At 43.3% G+C, this 18657-nt stretch carries 15 protein-coding genes and 2 pseudogenes; all 17 read right to left on the bottom strand.

The window, feature by feature from the left end:
* Positions 1-24 precede the first annotated feature (24 nt).
* The 17 genes and pseudogenes from JCM19038_RS06150 to JCM19038_RS06070 all read right to left on the bottom strand — a co-directional run bounded on the left by JCM19038_RS06150 (position 25) and on the right by JCM19038_RS06070 (position 18645).
* Positions 25-300 carry a DUF503 domain-containing protein gene (locus JCM19038_RS06150; protein ID WP_042415696.1) on the bottom strand — a complete coding sequence of 92 codons (276 nt, stop codon included), beginning with the start codon at positions 298-300 and terminating at the stop codon, positions 25-27.
* Entirely contained in the window at positions 297-2411 is a 2115-nt protein-coding gene (gene infB / locus JCM19038_RS06145; protein ID WP_042415692.1) for a translation initiation factor IF-2, read from the bottom strand. The genes JCM19038_RS06150 and infB overlap by 4 nt, the downstream gene beginning before the upstream one ends.
* An 18-nt stretch (positions 2412-2429) precedes the next feature.
* On the bottom strand, positions 2430-2735 hold the full coding sequence (locus JCM19038_RS06140; protein WP_042415691.1) for a YlxQ family RNA-binding protein: 306 nt from the start codon (positions 2733-2735) through the stop codon (positions 2430-2432).
* A complete protein-coding gene (gene rnpM / locus JCM19038_RS06135) occupies positions 2732-3004 on the bottom strand; it encodes an RNase P modulator RnpM (protein ID WP_042415686.1) in 273 nt (90 codons plus the stop codon). Before rnpM ends, JCM19038_RS06140 begins: the two co-directional genes overlap by 4 nt.
* The gene (gene nusA, locus JCM19038_RS06130; RefSeq protein WP_042415684.1) at positions 3001-4134 is read right to left on the bottom strand and encodes a transcription termination factor NusA; all 1134 of its coding nucleotides are present in this window, start codon (positions 4132-4134) and stop codon (positions 3001-3003) included. Before nusA ends, rnpM begins: the two co-directional genes overlap by 4 nt.
* 35 nt (positions 4135-4169) lie before the next feature.
* Entirely contained in the window at positions 4170-4637 is a 468-nt protein-coding gene (rimP, locus tag JCM19038_RS06125; protein ID WP_042415682.1) for a ribosome maturation factor RimP, read from the bottom strand.
* A gap of 163 nt (positions 4638-4800) precedes the next feature.
* Positions 4801-9094, bottom strand: a pseudogene (locus tag JCM19038_RS06120) (PolC-type DNA polymerase III).
* A gap of 76 nt (positions 9095-9170) precedes the next feature.
* A pseudogene (locus tag JCM19038_RS06115) lies at positions 9171-10846 on the bottom strand (proline--tRNA ligase).
* A gap of 30 nt (positions 10847-10876) precedes the next feature.
* Entirely contained in the window at positions 10877-12133 is a 1257-nt protein-coding gene (rseP, locus tag JCM19038_RS06110) for an RIP metalloprotease RseP (protein WP_042415680.1), read from the bottom strand.
* 19 nt (positions 12134-12152) lie between these two features.
* Entirely contained in the window at positions 12153-13292 is a 1140-nt protein-coding gene (gene dxr / locus JCM19038_RS06105; RefSeq protein ID WP_042415677.1) for a 1-deoxy-D-xylulose-5-phosphate reductoisomerase, read from the bottom strand.
* A gap of 4 nt (positions 13293-13296) precedes the next feature.
* On the bottom strand, positions 13297-14091 hold the full coding sequence (locus JCM19038_RS06100; RefSeq protein WP_042415675.1) for a phosphatidate cytidylyltransferase: 795 nt from the start codon (positions 14089-14091) through the stop codon (positions 13297-13299).
* 11 nt (positions 14092-14102) lie between these two features.
* Positions 14103-14855, bottom strand: a complete 753-nt coding sequence (locus JCM19038_RS06095; protein ID WP_042415672.1) for an isoprenyl transferase — start codon at positions 14853-14855, stop codon at positions 14103-14105.
* Between the two features lie 155 nt (positions 14856-15010).
* Positions 15011-15568, bottom strand: coding sequence for a ribosome recycling factor (gene frr / locus JCM19038_RS06090; protein ID WP_042415670.1), 558 nt, complete (start codon positions 15566-15568; stop codon positions 15011-15013).
* Entirely contained in the window at positions 15568-16287 is a 720-nt protein-coding gene (gene pyrH, locus JCM19038_RS06085) for a UMP kinase (protein WP_042415667.1), read from the bottom strand. The genes frr and pyrH overlap by 1 nt, the downstream gene beginning before the upstream one ends.
* Before the next feature lie 88 nt (positions 16288-16375).
* Complete coding sequence (gene tsf, locus JCM19038_RS06080) at positions 16376-17257, bottom strand: translation elongation factor Ts (protein WP_042415663.1); 882 nt, start codon at positions 17255-17257, stop codon at positions 16376-16378.
* A gap of 96 nt (positions 17258-17353) precedes the next feature.
* Positions 17354-18091 (bottom strand): 30S ribosomal protein S2, encoded by a 738-nt coding sequence (rpsB, locus tag JCM19038_RS06075; protein WP_042360271.1) that lies wholly within the window; start codon positions 18089-18091, stop codon positions 17354-17356.
* Positions 18092-18246: 155 nt separating this feature from the next.
* Positions 18247-18645 carry a DUF6115 domain-containing protein gene (locus tag JCM19038_RS06070; protein WP_042415661.1) on the bottom strand — a complete coding sequence of 133 codons (399 nt, stop codon included), beginning with the start codon at positions 18643-18645 and terminating at the stop codon, positions 18247-18249.
* Positions 18646-18657: the final 12 nt, after the last annotated feature.

Below are 18657 nucleotides of genomic sequence, written 5' to 3'. Positions count from 1 at the left end.
CCTCAATCGTTATTCGATTAGGTGTTATAACCATTCAAACGATATTGAGATGCACTCAATATCTTCGTGCATCTCAATCATGTTCTCTAGCACACGCAATTCTTTCTCAATGACGGTTTTATCATTGCTCACACAAGCTGCAGATAACACCGTACGTTGCCATGCATCTTGTTTATCCATTTCGGATATAGACAAATTGCGCTTTTTAGCTCGCGTAAGAATGCTTTGTAACACCGATCGTTTCTCTTTTAGAGAATGTGAGTCTGGCAACGAGCATTCAAGATGAATGACGCCTATCACGTTCTTGGAACTTCAACCATCTTGTAAGGCTCAATGATGTCGCCTTCTTTGACATCGTTAAAGTTCTCAAGTGTAACCCCACATTCGTAGTTTGTTGCAACTTCTTTAACATCATCTTTGAAACGTTTTAATACATCCACTTTACCGTCGTAAACGATCACACCGTCACGAATTACACGAACGCTACTATCACGAGTGATTTTTCCTTCGAGAACGTAACTTCCGGCAATTGTACCGATTTTCGATACTTTAAACGTTTGACGAACTTCCACTTGCCCGAGTACTTTTTCTTCGAACTCTGGATCAAGCATTCCCTTCATCGCTGACTCAATCTCTTCGATTGCATCATAAATCACACGGTGAAGGCGAACGTCTACTTTCTCAGAATCAGCTGTACGTTTCGCGTTCACATCTGGGCGAACGTTAAATCCGACGATAATTGCGTTTGAAGCCGATGCTAAAATAACGTCAGACTCTGAAATCGCACCAACTGCTGTATGAATGATGTTTACTTTCACACCTTCAACGTCAATCTTTTCTAGTGAGCCTTTAACTGCTTCAGCAGAACCTTGAACGTCGGCTTTAATGATGACGTTGATTTCTTTAAGTTCCCCTTCTTGGATCTGATTAAACAGATCATCAAGGCTAACTTTAGAAGACTGTTTACGTTCAGCCTCTTTTGCTCTTGCTTGACGGCCTTCACCGACTTGGCGAGCTTTTTTCTCATCTTCAAAGACGAGGAATTGATCTCCTGCTTGAGGCACATCACTTAGTCCTGTAATTTCTACTGGCGTAGATGGACCAGCAGTTTTCACGCGGCGTCCTAAGTCGTTGACCATTGCACGAATTCGACCGAATGTGTTACCGACAACAATCGGGTCACCGACGTTCATCGTACCGTTTTGAACGAGCAACGTAGCAACCGGTCCACGTCCTTTGTCAAGTTCAGCCTCAACGACTGTACCTTGCGCACGCTTATCAGGGTTTGCTTTGAATTCCTCTACTTCAGAAACGAGTAGAATCATCTCTAGCAATTCATCAATGCCTTCGCCTTTGACAGCAGAAACGTTAACGAAGATCGTTTCTCCACCCCAGGCTTCAGGAACGAGCTGATGCTCTGTTAACTCTTGCATAACGCGATCAGGATTGGCGTTTTCTTTATCCATTTTGTTAACCGCTACAATAATTGGTACTTCCGCTGCTTTAGCGTGGTTAAGTGCTTCAACCGTTTGTGGCATAACACCATCATCTGCTGCAACAACGAGAATCGTAATGTCAGTAACTTGTGCACCACGCGCACGCATCGTCGTAAATGCGGCGTGACCAGGTGTATCGAGGAACGTTACTTTCTTGCCGTTCTCTTCAACTTGGTATGCACCGATGTGCTGTGTGATTCCGCCTGCTTCAGTGTCCGTTACTTTCGTTTTACGAATCGCATCAAGAAGCGTCGTTTTCCCGTGGTCAACGTGTCCCATAATCGTTACGACTGGAGGACGAACGCCTAAGTCAGCTGGTGCGTCTTCTTCTTCGTATAGATCCATATCAAGGACATCAACGATTTCTTCTTCTTCAACTTCAACACCGAAGTCTTCACAAAGGAGTTGGATTGTCGTGACGTCAAGCTCTTCGTTCTTTGTCGCCATTACGCCCATACCCATAAGCTTCTTAATGATTTCTGCTGATTCTTTTCTTAACTTTTCAGCGAGTTCAGCAACAGATAAACTTCCTGAAATCTTGATTTTGTCTGGCGTCTTAGCCATTTCTTTCGGACGATTCTTCTTGCTCTTTCCACGTCTACCTGGTCCACGGTTACCTCTTAAATGTGGTGGACGTTGGTTTTGTTGTGGTGATTGCTTACGATTTCTCGTAGAGTTATCCACTTTCTTCGCTGGTTTCTTTGCATTGGCAGATTGCCCTTGCTGATTATCTTTTTTCTGCATACTCCCATCCTTACTCTCCGCTGATTCACTCTCTAGCTGTTTGATGGCATGATCATCAATCACGGACATATGGTTGTTAACTTCTATATTTTTGGCCTTTAAGGCGTTGACAATATCTTTACTGGACTTATTAACGGTTTTAGCGTATTCATATACTCGCATTTTAGGCATAGACATAACCTCCAGCTTCTAATCATCGATCATCGATGTCAGTTTTTTGGCGAACCCTTTGTCTGTTATGCCAAGTACAACCCTCTCCTGCTTTCCGATTGCTCTACCTAGATGTTCTCTTGTTCCTGCTGTTTTAATCGGTGTGTTGTATGATTGACACTTCGCATGAAACAATTTCTCTGTATTGTTAGACGCATCGTTTGAGATGAGTACTAAATCGACTTTGCGATCACGAACGAGTCGAAGAACCGTATCTTCCCCACTGACAAGTTTACCAGCGCGCATACACAACCCTAAAAAGCGATAAAAAGCTTCATCGGTCATGAATCGTTCCCTCTACTTTCTTCAATTAATCGTTCGTAATCTTCTGTTGTGACTTTTACTTTTAAATGACGAGATAATAAATCCTTATCCTTCAACTTCAGAAAGCTTTCACGATCGTTTGTAATGTAAGCACCTCGACCGTTTTTTTTGCCCGTGAGGTCGACTGCAACATGACCTTCACTGTCACGCACAAGGCGTGTTAAATCTTTCTTCGGCTTCATCTCATTGGAGACGATGCATTTGCGCATCGGGACTTTGCGTTGCTTCATTCTTCTTCTTGCTCCTCAACCTGACCGTCAAAGTCAGACTCTTCGTTCGAAGGTTCCCCAGGTACGCGAGCCGTACTCGGATCATAGATTCCAAGTTCTTCTGCTTCTGATTGAGACTTAATGTCAATCTTCCAGCCTGTTAACTTCGCTGCTAGACGTGCGTTTTGTCCACGCTTACCGATCGCAAGTGAAAGTTGGTAATCTGGCACGATGACGAGTGTGCTTTTTTCCTCTTCATTCACTTGAACATCGAGTACTTTTGATGGACTTAATGCGTTACCTACGTAATTAACCGGGCTCTCTGAGTACTCAACGATATCGATCTTCTCGCCTTTAAGCTCGTTTACGATCGTCTGAACACGTCCACCTCTTGGGCCGACACATGAACCGACAGGATCAACTTCTGGGTCTTGTGCAAACACAGAAATCTTAGAACGATCTCCTGCTTCACGAGCAACGGAACGAATCTCTACAGTTCCATCATAAATCTCTGGAACTTCTAATTCAAACAAACGCTTTAGAAGACCTGGGTGAGTTCTTGAAATCATAATTTGTGGACCTTTAGTCGTTTTTTCTACTTTCGTAATATACGACTTAATACGGTCGTTGTGTTTGTATTCCTCATTTGGCATTTGCTCATTTTGAGGCAAGATCGCTTCAACTTTCCCAAGATCAACGTAAATAAAACGGTGGTCTTGGCGTTGAACAATCCCTGTCATAATATCTTCTTCACGGTCAATGAAATCAGAATAAATGATGCTTCTCTCTGCTTCACGTACACGTTGTGTAACGACTTGTTTTGCGGTTTGGGCCGCAATACGACCGAAGTCTTTCGGCGTTACTTCGATTTCAACGATGTCATCTAACTCGTAGGAAACACGAATTTCCTTTGCTGACTCAATTGAAATTTCAAGTCTTGGATCAAACACTTCTTCAACGACTTGCTTTCTTGCAAAAACTTTAATCTCACCATTATCTCGGTTAATGTCAACACGGACATTTGGAGCTTGGCTAAAATTACGTTTGTATGCAGAAATAAGTGCTGCTTCTATCGCTTCTAACACGATTTCCTTTTCGATGCCTTTATCTTCTTCTAGCGTCGTTAAAGCATCTAGAAAGTCGCTGTTCATAACGGAACATATCCCCCTTCAAGTAGTACTACGGCTTAGAGTACAGATAGCCTTGCTGTAGCAATTTTTTCTCGTGGAATCGTGATCGTTTTCGCTTGTGCCTTCACACGAATCGCAATCGTTAATGTTTCATTTTCATAGCTTGTCAAATTGCCTTCGAATTCCTTTTGACCGTCCAGTTGCTCATACGTTTTCACGTAAACGTTTTTGCCAACCGCCTCGACAAAGTCTTTCTCTTTCTTGAGCGGTCGTTCAGCACCTGGCGAGCTTACTTCTAAATAATAAAATCCTTCAATTGGATCTTCACGGTCTAACGCTTCGCTCACTCGCTCACTTACGAGGCTACATTCATCGAGTCCAATTCCGTCTGGATGGTCGATGAACAAACGTAAAAACCAGTTTTTACCTTCTTTTTTGTACTCGATATCAACGAGTTCCATTCCAAGTTCTTGAAGGATCGGTTCGGTAATTTCTGAAACGGCGGTTTGAATGTTTTGTGACATCGTTTCCCTCCTTGCTGCGACAATCATTACTTTATCGGAATCGACTTATTACATACAAGAAAGAGTGGGGAAGCCCCACTCTTTCATAAAAACTTATCCGTTTGTCACCGATAATAACGATAGCACATATTCCCAGACATTGCAAATGCCTTAAGATTACGGATTAGAACAGTGACAGCTGGTTGGAATCTGGCAAGCCTTCAAGCGCTCCGCTTTGGTCGAGGTGTTCGATGACCGTTTTGGTCGCTTTGCTTCGTTGTTGAAGATCTTCTTTAGAAAGGAACTCGCCGTCTACTCGTGCTTCAACAATGGACTTGGCCGCGTTTGCACCGACTCCTTCAAGTGCGCCAAACGGTGGAATCAACCCGTCGTCTTCTACGAGGAATGCCGTCGCTTCAGAACGATACAAGTCAACATCTTTAAATTCAAAGCCACGTTCACACATTTCAAGGGCAAGTTCTAGCACGGTAACTAAGTTTTTCTCTTTAGGCGATGCGTCAAAACCTTTGGCGTTAATTTCTTCAATTCGTGCACGAATTGCGGCTCCGCCTTTTTGCATCGTGTCAATTTCAAAATCACTCGCCCGTACGCTGAAATACGCTGCGTAAAAAAGAATCGGATGATGAACTTTGAAATAGGCAATACGTACTGCCATGAGTACGTAGGCCGCAGCATGGGCTTTCGGGAACATGTACTTAATCTTTAAACAAGAGTTAATGTACCACTCTGGCACGTCATGCTTTCGCATCTCTTCAATCCACTCTTCTTGCAACCCTTTTCCTTTACGTACGAACTCGGTAATCTTAAAGGCAAGACCGGCTCAAGCCCTTTGTAGATCAGGTTTACCATAATGTTATCACGAAGACCAATCACGTCTTTTAACTCACAAATGCCATCACGAATTAACTCTTCAGCATTTCCTAGCCACACGTCTGCGCCGTGTGAAAGACCTGAGATTTGCAGTAGCTCTGAGAATGTCTTCGGCTTTGTTTCTTCAAGCATTTGACGAACGAAGCGTGTTCCAAACTCAGGAATACCATATGTTCCAGTCTTACACATAATTTGGTCTTTCGTAACACCTAACACTTCTGGTCCTTCAAAGATTTTCATAACTTCTTTGTCATCAAGTGGAATGTCCTTTGGATCCATCCCACTTAAGTCTTGCAACATACGAATAACGGTCGGATCATCGTGTCCGAGTATATCGAGTTTTAACAAGTTGTCATGAATGGAATGAAAATCAAAGTGCGTCGTCTTCCACGTCGCATTTTTGTCATCTGCCGGGAATTGCACTGGGCTAAAATCATGCACATCGTATTCTTCGGGAACGACGATAATTCCACCTGGGTGTTGCCCCGTCGTTCGCTTAACTCCTGTACAGCCCGAAACGAGTCGGTCAACTTCTGCACCACGGTAATAAAGGCCGTGATCGTTTTGGTATCCGCGAACGTAGCCGTAAGCGGTCTTTTCCGCTACGGTACCGATTGTACCGGCACGATAGACATTTTCTTCACCGAACAAATCCCGTGTATACGCGTGTGCCCGTGGTTGATACTCTCCTGAGAAGTTCAAGTCAATATCGGGAACTTTATCTCCTTTAAATCCGAGGAACGTCTCAAACGGAATGTCTTGCCCATCACGGTCGTAATTCGCTCCGCATTTCTCACACTCTTTTTTCGGTAAGTCGTACCCAGATGCGACTGAACCGTCATCAAAGAAGATCGAATGCGTACATTTCGGACAGACGTAATGCGGCGGTAACGGGTTCACTTCTGTAATCTCTGACATCGTTGCAACGAACGATGATCCGACTGAACCCCTCGAACCTACAAGGTAGCCATCTTCAAGCGAACGCTTTACGAGCTTTTGGGAAATTAAATAGATGACCGCAAAACCGTGACCGATAATGCTGTCGAGTTCTTTCTTAAGTCGCGCTTCAACAATTTCAGGCAACTCTTCACCGTAGATTTCTTTCGCCTTGCCGTACGTAATGTCACGCATTTCATCTTCGGCACCTTCAATTGTCGGTGTATACAACTCGCTCGGAATTGGCTGCACGTCATCTGCAAGATCAACGAGGTTGTTCGGCTCGACGATGACGGCTCGCTTCGCAGCTTCTTCACCTAAAAACGAGAGCTCTTCTACATTTCATTCGTCGTTCTAAAATGCGCTTTCGGTAACGTTTGGTTGTTAAGGGGGTTTGCACCGCCTTGAGAACCGATTAAAATTTTGCGGTACACCGAATCTCTTTGTTCCAAGTAATGAACATTGCCCGTTGCAATGACCGGTTTATCCAACTTTTCTCCGAGACTGTGCACTTTACGCAACACATCATACAACTGCGCTTCTGTGCGAATGATTTCTTTTTCAACGAGGTGCATGTACAACGCAGGTGGTTGAATTTCGATGTAATCATAAAACTGTGCGACCTTCTCCGCCTCTTCAAGAGACTTTTGCATCGCGGTCTCAAACACTTCGCCTTTCTCACATCCAGAACCGATAAATAATCCCTCTCGGTGTTGCTTTAATTTAGAACGAGGGATTCTCGGAGTGCGGTGGAAGTAATGCATGTGCGAAAGTGAAACGAGCTTGTACAAATTCTTTAAACCGGTTTGATTTAATACGTGGATCGTCACGTGTGACGGTCGGTTTTTATAGAAATCACCTTGACCCATGTTGTCATTCAACTGATTGTGATAATCAATCTCTTTTTCTTGAGCGTCCTTCGCAAGCTTTGAATACAAGTATGCCGTTGCTTCTGTATCATAAATTGCACGGTGATGACTCACAAGTTCAATATCAAACGTCTTACAAAGTGTATTCAGACGATGATTTCTAAGGTTAGGGTGTAAAAACCTTGCTAATTCTAACGTATCAACGACTGGGTTTGTAACTTCAGGCCAACCGAGCTTTTTGTATCCAGCATTAATAAATCCAATATCGAAGCTCGCGTTGTGGGCGACAAGACCACAATCACCGACAAAATCACGAAACTCTTCTAAGAGTTGACTTACTTCTTTGGCGTCTTCTAGCATTTTGTCCGTAATGCCTGTAAGCTCTGTAATTTTTGCGGTTAATGGAACGTGAGGATTTGCAAACGATTCATAACGCTCCACAATCTCGCCGTTTACGACCTTTACAGCAGCAAGCTCAATAATCGTATCATAGACCGCTGAAAGCCCTGTCGTCTCAACGTCAAATACGACAAACGTGTCTTCAAGCAAATGACGTTTCGCTTCATTGTACGCGATTGGAACTCCGTCATCGACTAAATTGGCTTCCATGCCATAAATCGCTTTAATGCCATGCTTTTTCGCAGCAGAGTACGTTTCAGGAAACGCTTGAACGACGCCATGGTCCGTAATTCCTACCGCACGGTGACCCCACTTGGCGGCTTGTTCAATGAGCTGTGAGCTTGTAATGGTTGCATCCATCTGACTCATCACTGTATGCGCGTGAAGTTCGACTCGACGTTCGTCTTCTGGTGCATCATCGATCCGTTCAGACATGGAGATTTCTGTAATGTCATTAGCAATCATGACGAGGTCGCGAACGAACGTGTCGTTTTGAATGCTTCCTCGAGCCTTAATCCACATCCCCTTTTTTAATTGTTGCATCATCGGGATGTCTTCTTTGTCTCTTGAGAACATTTTCACGAGCAACGAGTCGCTATAATCGGTCACTTTGCACGTAAGTAGCAGTCGACCGCTTCTAAGTTCACGTGTTTCGACGTCAAATACGTACCCTTGAACAGTTACCCGTCGTTCTTCATCTTGAATCGATGTTAATTGCATCGGATCTTCTTTGATTGGATAACCGAGTTGTAGAGGTGCATTCTTTACGCTGTTCTCTGCATTTTTCTCTTGTTTTTGTCGCTCCATCATCGCTTCAATGACTTTAGACTGTTCTTCTTCTTTTTTCTTTTCTTGAAATCGTTGTGTTTCTTCTTCATCCGCACCGACATACGTATACACATTGATTCGCTCAAAACCACATTCAAGAAGTGCTGTTTCAATAACGGGCTTTGCTTGTCGCTCTAAAGACGTTGCTTCTGCATCACTCAAGCTACGAATCCCAAGTCCTTTGCTTGATACGTGAGGCTTCAAACGCTCTAGTTTAAGTTGAATATGGTCAGGGAGGTCTTTTGTTTTCCTTACGATCGCAGGCCAAAACGACTCAACATTGTCCAAGTTCAGTGCACCTGTTTTGTAAGACACTGTAAATCCAACGGATGCAATCTCGCGAAATGCAAAGACGAGTTTTTCTTCAAGCATTTCAAAGACGAGTGGCGTTACGGGCGATGGGAGTTGAATGTAAAATTGCCAATGACGTCGCTCTCGATTGACTTCTAATCGTTCGATCGAGCCTTCGCGAAGCTCTTTCTCTTTAATTTCTTCTGGAATACCGATCTGTTCTAGTAATAGCTGAAATCTTTCTTGCCTTACGTGATCGCTCACTGACGTGCACACCTTCTTTCAAATCCTATCATGAAAAAGAGAGAGACGATTCCTCGCACCCTCTCTCACCTTGCATTTATCTTTTCAAAAACGCTGCAAGCTCGTCCACATGTACTTCATGAACAACACCCGTTTTGCGCTCTTTCACTTCAACAATTCCTTCACTCGCTCGTTTACCAACGGCAATGCGTAATGGCAAACCGAACAAATCACTATCTTTGAACTTCACACCTGCTCGTTCTTTACGATCATCATACAATACGTCATAACCGTCTTGTTGAAGGGTTTCGTAAAGCTTCTCACTTAGCTCAACTTGCTCGTCGGCTTTTGCATTTAAAACGAGTAAGTGCAAGTCGAACGGTGTGACTTCCTGTGGCCATACGATGCCGTTTTCATCATGGTGCTGCTCAATAATCGCTGCAAGCGTACGTGAAACCCCAATGCCATAACAACCCATCTTCAATGGTTGACTACGACCATTCTCATCAAGAACTTCAGCCTTTAACACTTCGGAATACTTCGTACCAAGCTTAAATACTTGCCCGACTTCAATACCTTGTGCGAATTGAATGGTACCAACTCCGTCTGGAGAAGCATCGCCTTCCTTAATCATGCGAAGGTCAACAAGATCAGCGTCCGTTAAATCACGCGAGATCGATACGTTCGTAACGTATTGCCCTTGAGCATTTGCACCTGTTGTTGCGTTTTTCACGTGTGTTAATCCGTGATCTACAACGATTGTTAGACCTTCATCTGCATGAAGTGGGCCTACATATGCTTGTTCAACACCAAAGAGTGCTTCAACTTCTTTTGACGATGCTTCTTGAACCGCAAGCGTCTTGAAGTGTCCACTAAGCTTCACATCACTAATCATGTCTTCAGCTTTCGAAACGACAAGCACAGGCTTTTCATCTACGAAAAACAGTGTGTTTCGTAGTTCAATTGAATTGCCAGAAACCGCAGCAGCTAGATTGTCTGCTGAGATTTCTTTCAGGTCTTGTTCAACACCAACCGCTTCTTCAGTCGGTGCTGCTGTTGCTGCAATTTCAATGTTCGCTGCAAAGGTTGATGTATCCGAGTACGCAATCGTGTCTTCACCAATCGCTGCGAGCGCTTGGAATTCATGCGTTTCACCAGCAGAACCACTAATCGCACCACCGTCTGCTTTAACCGCACGAAAATCGAGTCCACAGCGCTTGAAGATTCGTTCATACGTTTTGTACATTGACTCGTACGTTTCATTTAGCTCATCATCTGACACGCTAAATGAATACGCATCTTTCATAATAAATTCACGTCCGCGAAGCAACCCAAAGCGCGGACGGCGCTCATCGCGGTACTTCGTTTGAATTTGATACAAGTTCACTGGTAAGCGTTTGTACGACGCAATGCCGTCACGCACGAGTGTGGTAATTACTTCTTCATGCGTCGGCCCGAGTACGAATTCACGATCATGACGATCATTCAGTCGCATTAGTTCAGGTCCGTAATCCCCGAGGCGTCCTGATTCTTCCCAAAGCTCTGAAGGTTGAATGGCAGGCATCAATAGTTCTTGTGCACCTGAGGCATTCATCTCTTCGCGAATGATGCTTGGATTTTTTGAATCATGCGAAGTCCGAGTGGTAAATACGAGTAGATTCCCGATGCCGTTTGACGCATAAGTCCAGCTCGTAACATGAGTTGATGACTTATCGCCTCAGCATCAGAAGGCACATCACGCATCGTTGGACTAAAAAATAATTGTTGTCTCATCGCGTTCATCTCGCTTTATTAGTAGTTGATTTATAAGAACAATCGAGTAATGTCATTCCATGTTACCATGAGAACGAGCAACATGAGTAAGGCAAATCCTACAAAATGTGCCATTCCTTCTTTATTCGGGTCAAGAGGCTTTCCACGAATCGCCTCAATTCCAATAAAGACGAGGCGCCCACCATCTAGTGCTGGAATTGGAAGTAAGTTCACGATCCCGATGTTTACACTTAACATTCCTGCCCATAAAAATAGCATTTCATAGCCGAGTGCAACAACGTCTCCGGTCACATCATAAATCCCTACAGGTCCAGCTAACATGTCAATAGAGAATTCGCCTGTGAAGATTAATGACAACACATCAAAAATTAATTCTACGACTTCATATGTTTGAATGAAACTGTTTTGGATGACGAGTAAAACACCGTTATCTCGCTCAGGTATAATTCCGATTTGTCCGATGTCTCGGTCCCAAGGTTCGTGGTACACAGCAGTCGGTGTAATCGAGATCGTTTCAACGGAGCTGTCTCGCTCTATGCTAAATGCAATCGCCTCATCTGGGCTATTCTGGATATATTCTTGGACTTCTCGCCAGTCACTCATCTCTTGTCCATCAAGCGCTAAAATGGTATCGCCATTTTGAAGACCAACTTCTTCAGCAGGTGATGTTTCAGCCACTTCACCTACTTCTGGAACCGGCACGCCGTCGATAAATCCGTATCCTATGAATAGAACAATCGCTAAGACGAAGTTCATAAACGGCCCTGCAAAAATCGCGACCGCTTTTTGCCACGGTTTTTTAGAACCGAACTGGCGGTCCCACGGTGCAATTTGATTCCGTTCTTCGTCGACGATTAAGTCTGCTTTCGGGTCAATCTCATACGTTTGTAATCCTTCTTCTTCGTCGCCGTATGCATCAATCTTTAGTTGATGTTCAAGGTCAATACGTTCAACGCTAACGACTTTCGCTTCGGGGTGTTTCGCTTTGTTGTTGACAATAATTTCTTTAACTTTGTCTTGATCATTAAACGTTAGTCCAATTTCATAGCCTGGTTTAATTTGAACCGTTTCTGGATCTTCACCGGCCATGCGTACAAACCCACCGATCGGAAAAAGACGGATCGTATAGAGGGTTTCATTTTTCTTTTTGGAATACAATTTCGGTCCGAAGCCAATGGCAAACTCTCGGCAGAGAATGCCCATTTTCTTCGCAAAGTAAAGATGTCCCCATTCGTGTATGGCTACGATTAAGCCAAAAATAATGATGACGGCTATTAACGTTTGCACGTGCGTCCCACCTTCTCTGTCATTGCGCTGCTACACGTTGACGAGTCTCTTCATCGACCTGAAGAACTTCTTCAATCGAAGGGTGAGAGATGTGCGTATGCGTTGCGAGCGCTTTTTCTACAGTTTCTGCTATTTCTAAGAACGACAATTCTTCTTTCAAAAACTTCTCAACCGCAATTTCATTCGCCGCATTCATTACCGTCGGCATTGAACCGCCTTTTCTCCCTGCTTCAATGGCAAGATCTAAACAACGGTGTCGGTCTTTGTCGGTTGGCTCAAAATGAAGCTTGCCTACTTCCAACAAGTTTAACCTTTCTGTACCGTGGAGTTCAAGTCGATTCGGATACGTCATGGCGTATTGAATCGCAACTTTCATGTCTGGTGATCCGAGTTGCGCCATGACGCTCTTGTCTTTGTACTCTACGAGCGAATGAATAATGCTCTCGCGGTGGATTAAAACGTCAATATGATCGTAATCAATATCAAACAACCAACGTGCTTCAATAACTTCAAGACCTTTGTTCATCATCGTCGCTGAATCAATCGTCACTTTTTGTCCCATCGACCAGTTCGGATGTTTAAGGGCATCTTGAAGCGTTGCATTTTTCAGCTCATCATACGACCAATCTCTAAAACTTCCTCCAGACGCAGTCACGATGATTCGTTCCACTTCGCTCATTTGGTTGCCTCGTAAGCTTTGCAAAATGGCTGAGTGCTCACTATCAACGGCAATTAATTCAGCACCGTATTTCTTGCACGCATCCGTTACGATGTGTCCAGCGGTAACGAGCGTTTCTTTATTTGCGATTCCGATCGTCTTTCCAGCTTTAATCGCACTCATCGTCGGCTTTAAGCCTCGCGCCCCGACCATTGCATTCATTACAAAATCAATACTCGGTGACATTAATGCTTCTAACATTGCTGCTTCACCAGCGTATGCTTTTGCCTGTCCTAAATGGCCTTCTAAACGTGAAAGGTCTTCTTTACGTTCAATTAAGACGATTTTCGGTTGAAATTCTGCAATTTGTTCTTTTAAAAGTGAAATATTTCGTCCACATGCGAGTAGTTCTACTGTGAACTGATCACGATGCTCACGGATCACGTCTAACGTTTGCGTACCAATAGACCCAGTTGATCCTATGATGGCAACTCTTTTCATATGCTTATCCCCCTAAAATGACCGATACAACATAAAGCAACGGAAAGACGAATAGAAGACTGTCGAAGCGGTCGAGCACCCCTCCATGTCCTGGTAGAATTCGCCCAGAATCTTTCACATCGTAATAGCGCTTAAACGCTGATTCAACTAAATCCCCACACTGTCCAGCAACAGAGATGACAATCAATGCTACAATCGTGACGAAAAGTGATTCATAAGGTGGTAAAAAGAGACTGTAAACAACCCCTACGATGAGCGCTAATAATAAGCCTCCTGTCGCACCTTCAATCGTTTTATTCGGTGAAATATGTGGTGATAGTTTCGTTTTTCCGAATTTCTTTCCGAATAAATAAGCGCCTGTGTCTGTTGCCCAAATGGCAAGCAACACAAAAAATATGTATGGTAAACCAAATTCAATGCGAGCAGCATAGAAGAAATGAAAACCGATCCCTACGTACAACGCTGAAAACGCAACAAACGCAACAGCACCAAAATGGTAGCGGTTGTTTGAAAGAAACGTTGTGAGTAGCAGCAACATAAAGATGACAATCAACCATGCCAATGTCGTCTCATTGCTAAAGCGTTCTAAGTTCGGTCCTGTAAGTAATAAAACGAGGGCAGCACTAACTCCAAGTGCTGCAGGAATTGATAGAATTGGTATTTTGTTCATACGAAGCAACTCAAAAAACCCAACGACGGTCATTGCTGCGACGAGGGCAAGAAAAAGCGGTCCACCAACAATCAGTGGAATTAATAAAACGACGAGTCCTACAACTGCTGTTAACACTCTAAGCTTCATAAGAAATCTCCTTATAGACTGCCGTATCGACGCTTGCGCGCTTGATAGACGTCAATCGCTTCTAAGAAGTCTTTTTTTGAGAAATCGGGCCATAATACATCCGTAAATACGAATTCACTATAAGCCATCTGCCAAAGCATGAAATTACTCAAACGGATTTCTCCACTCGTGCGAATGAAGAGGTCAGGATCTGGGTAATGGTGACTAAATAAGCTCTCTGTAATGTCTTGTTCGGTAATACTGTTGGCGTCACGTTTCCCCTCATCCACTTCAAGACAAAGCTTCTGTACAGCTCGAGTAATGTCGGCTCGACCTCCATAGTTCAAGGCCAAATTCAATACGATTCCATCGTTAGTTGCCGTTTCATTCACTGCTTTTTGTACCGCATTTATCGTGTGCTGCGGAAGACCCTCATTTGATCCCATCATTTTGACTTGTACGTTGTTTTTCATTAACTTTGGTAACTCGCTTTCAATAAAGCGTTCTGGCAAACGTAAAATGAAATCAACTTCAGTTTGTGGCCGACCCCAATTTTCAGTAGAAAACGCAAACATCGTAAGGATTTTCACCCCGATATCATCTGCACTTTCTGTGATTTCATGAATTCTTTTCATTCCTTCACGATGACCGATGTTCCGAGGAAGGCCACGTTTCGTTGCCCATCTCCCGTTCCCATCCATGACGATCGCTACGTGCTCTGGGACGTGGAGAAATGTCCCCGCCTCTTGAGATTCATTTTGCTTTTTTAAAAACCTCTCCAACATTGTACGCACCAGCCTCGTGTTCGTAAAATACTACAAAAGTAAACAACCTACCGTTTACTTTTATTGGTTGCGGAAGGTTTAATTTTAATATATTTTTCGTGCAAGTACAAGATAAAACCCTCTGCAAATAGAGGGTTTTATCTGCATGGAGTGACTTACACTTCCATAATTTCTTTCTCTTTCGCTTCCGCGATACTGTCAATCTCTTTAACGTGATCGTTCGTTACTTTTTGGATATCATCTTGACCACGACGTGACTCGTCTTCAGTGATGTCGCCATCTTTCTCTTGCTTTTTTAGAGAATCGTTTGCATCACGACGAATGTTACGTACAGATACACGAGCATCTTCTGCGTATTTACGAACAAGCTTTGCAAGCTCTTTACGACGCTCTTCAGTAAGCGCTGGAATCGCAATACGAATAACTGAACCATCATTGTTCGGTGTAAGACCGAGATCTGCTTTTAAAATTGCTTTTTCAATTTCAGCAATGGATGACTTATCAAATGGTGAAACAACGAGTAAACGTCCTTCTGGGACGCTCACAGTAGCCACTTGATTGAGTGGTGTATCCATACCGTAATAACTTACTAATACTTTATCAAGAAGGGCTGGGTTCGCACGTCCTGCACGTAGTGTTGCAAGCTCACGGTTTAGAGATTCGATTGACTTTGTCATTTTTGCTTTCGCATCTTGCATAATTTCTGCTGACATTAAGATTTCCCCCTCACAATCGTTCCGATTTTTTCACCTTCAACCGCCCGTTTAATGTTGCCTTCTTCTGTAATTGAGAAGACGAGTAACGGGATGTCGTTATCCATACAGAGTGAAGAAGCGGTAGAATCCATCACTCCAAGACCATCTTTCAATACGTCTAAATAGGATAGTTCTTCGTATTTCACTGCCGTATCATCTTTGAAAGGATCAGCACTATACACACCGTCGACTTTGTTTTTCGCCATGAGAATGACGTCAGCTTCAATTTCTGCAGCGCGAAGCGCAGCCGTCGTGTCAGTTGTGAAGTAAGGGTTACCTGTACCGGCTGCAAAAATAACGACGCGCTTTTTCTCCAAGTGGCGAATCGCTTTACGACGTATGTAAGGCTCAGCAACTTGTCTCATTTCAATACTTGTTTGTACGCGACTTTCTACTTCAATATCTTCCAAACTGTCTTGTAGTGCGAGCGCGTTCATAACTGTTGCAAGCATTCCCATATAGTCAGCCGTCGCACGATCCATCCCTTGCGAACTTCCTGCCATACCACGCCAAATGTTTCCTGCGCCTACGACAATCGCTACTTCCGTTCCTAAGCCTACGACGTCTTTGATTTGTTTTGCAATTGATTGAATGACATTAGGATCAATGCCATACCCTTGATCTCCTGCAAGTGCTTCCCCACTTAATTTCAATATGACACGATTGTATGTGTGCATGTGTTGCTCCTCCAATTAACAATTTGTTGCGTGTTTAAAACATTTAGGTTGTAAAATAGGGAACACAATGTGTTCCCTACATCTGTACTTACTTCTTCACTTGAGACATTACTTCGTCTGCAAAGTTATCTTCACGCTTTTCAATACCTTCGCCTACTTCGTAACGTACGAAAGTTTTTACAGTAGCATTGTTCGCTTTAAGGAATTTCTCAACCGTTTGGTCACCGTCTTTAACGAATGGTTGGTCAATAAGAACAACTTGTTCGAAGAATTTCTTCAAACGACCTTCAACCATTTTCTCAACGATGTTTTCAGGCTTTCCTTCGTTAAGCGCTTGTTGCTTAAGAATTTCACGCTCTTTGTTTGTTTCTTCTTCAGGTACACCGTCACGGTTTACATATTTCGGGTTAATTGCAGCAACATGCATTGAGATGTCTTTTGCAATTTGCTCATCTGTTGTTCCTTCAACAACTGAAAGAACACCGATCTTACCACCCATGTGCAAGTAAGCACCGAATGCACTGTTGTCGTCTTTTTCAGCGATTGTGAAACGACGAAGTGAAATCTTCTCACCGATTTTAGCAATTTGGTCAGTAATGTAGTTCTCAAGCGTACCGCCATTTGCCATTTCTGTTTGAAGTGCTGCTTCAACATCTTTAGGCTCAGTTGCAAGCAGGTGATCCGCGATTGTATCAACGAGGTTCAAGAACCCTTCGTTTTTCGCAACAAAGTCAGTTTCAGCGTTGATTTCAACGATGACTGCTTTGTTTCCTTTAATTTCAACTTTTGTTAACCCTTCAGCAGCAACACGGTCTGCTTTCTTAGCTGCTTTTGCAATGCCTTTTTCACGAAGGTATGCAACGGCTTCTTCCATGTCACCGTTTGTTTCTGTAAGAGCTTTCTTACAATCCATCATACCTGCGCCAGTTTTTTCACGTAGTTCTTTTACGAGTTTAGCTGAGATTGCCATACACATTCATCCTCCTTATTGATCCTAAGACTAACAACTGTTTAAAAAAGGGGTGCAAGGGTATTCCCCTTGTCACCCCAGTAAATGAACCGTATATTATTCTTCGTTTGCAGTAACTGCTTCTTCTTTAACTTCTTCTTCAACAACTTCTTCAGTTTGAGTCGCCTCAACAACTGCATCAGCCATCTTAGAAGTTAACAGACGTACAGCACGGATTGCATCGTCGTTACCAGGAATCACATAGTCGATTTCATCTGGGTCACAGTTCGTGTCAACGATTGAGATAATTGGAATGTTTAGTTTGTGCGCTTCTGCAACTGCAATGCGCTCTTTACGTGGGTCTACGATGAAGATCGCATCCGGTAAAGATTTCATTTCTTTAATTCCACCAAGGAATTTCTCTAAACGGTCCATTTCCTTTTGAAGAAGGATAACTTCTTTCTTAGGAAGAACTTCAAATGTACCGTCTTCTTGCATTTTTTCAAGATCTTTAAGGCGCTTAATACGCTTTCTGATCGTTTCAAAGTTCGTTAATGTACCACCTAACCAACGTTGGTTAATGTAGTATTGTCCAGCACGAAGAGCTTCCTCTTTAACTGAATCTTGAGCTTGCTTTTTCGTACCTACAAATAGAATCTTTCCTCCGTCAGCAGCAAGGTCGCGAACGTACTTGTAGCACTCGTCCACTTTCTTAACTGTCTTTTGAAGATCAATAATGTAGATCCCATTTCTTTCTGTGAAGATGTAGCGATCCATTTTCGGGTTCCAACGACGTGTTTGGTGACCGAAATGAACACCTGCTTCGAGCAATTGCTTCATTGAAATAACTGCCATGATGTATTTCCTCCTTCGGTTTTTTCCTCCGCATTGCATCATCTTCAAACCTGACCGCCTTAGGGCACCGAAGTTTGAATCCGCAAGCGTGTGTATTAACACCGTCAGTAAATATACCACATCTTTAAGAAGAAGAGCAAGGGTGTTATGAAGAATCATTGAGAAATTTTGTCGTTTTGCTGAAGTTTAAGAAGAAGTTGCACTTCTCCTGTCCCCATTTCTAATTGTTTGGCAATGTATTCAGCTTTATAACCTTCATTCGCCAACTGTACTATTTTAGCTTCTTTTGAGTCACTAATAACGCCTTCCTCAGGCTGTTTGTCATAGTTTGGCGTGACTTCTTGTAGCACTTCTTCAAATGAAGGTTTGTTCTGAATCACTCTTAAAACGTGTTTGTTGTCTTCTTTCATCTTATTCGTATAACGGATGAGCAATTGTTCAATTTCATCCACATCTTCACGGGTGTGTCCTTTAGGTTTCGTGTACACAAGATAGATGATAACCGCAATTGTAATAAGATGAAGAAAAAGGCTGACAACGACAAAAGTAGACATTGTCTCGCTCCC

Origin of the sequence: Geomicrobium sp. JCM 19038 (genome assembly GCF_000698125.1) — a bacterium.
Lineage (GTDB): Bacteria > Bacillota > Bacilli > Bacillales > Marinococcaceae > Geomicrobium_A.
This window is presented reverse-complemented; position numbering and strand designations above follow the sequence as displayed.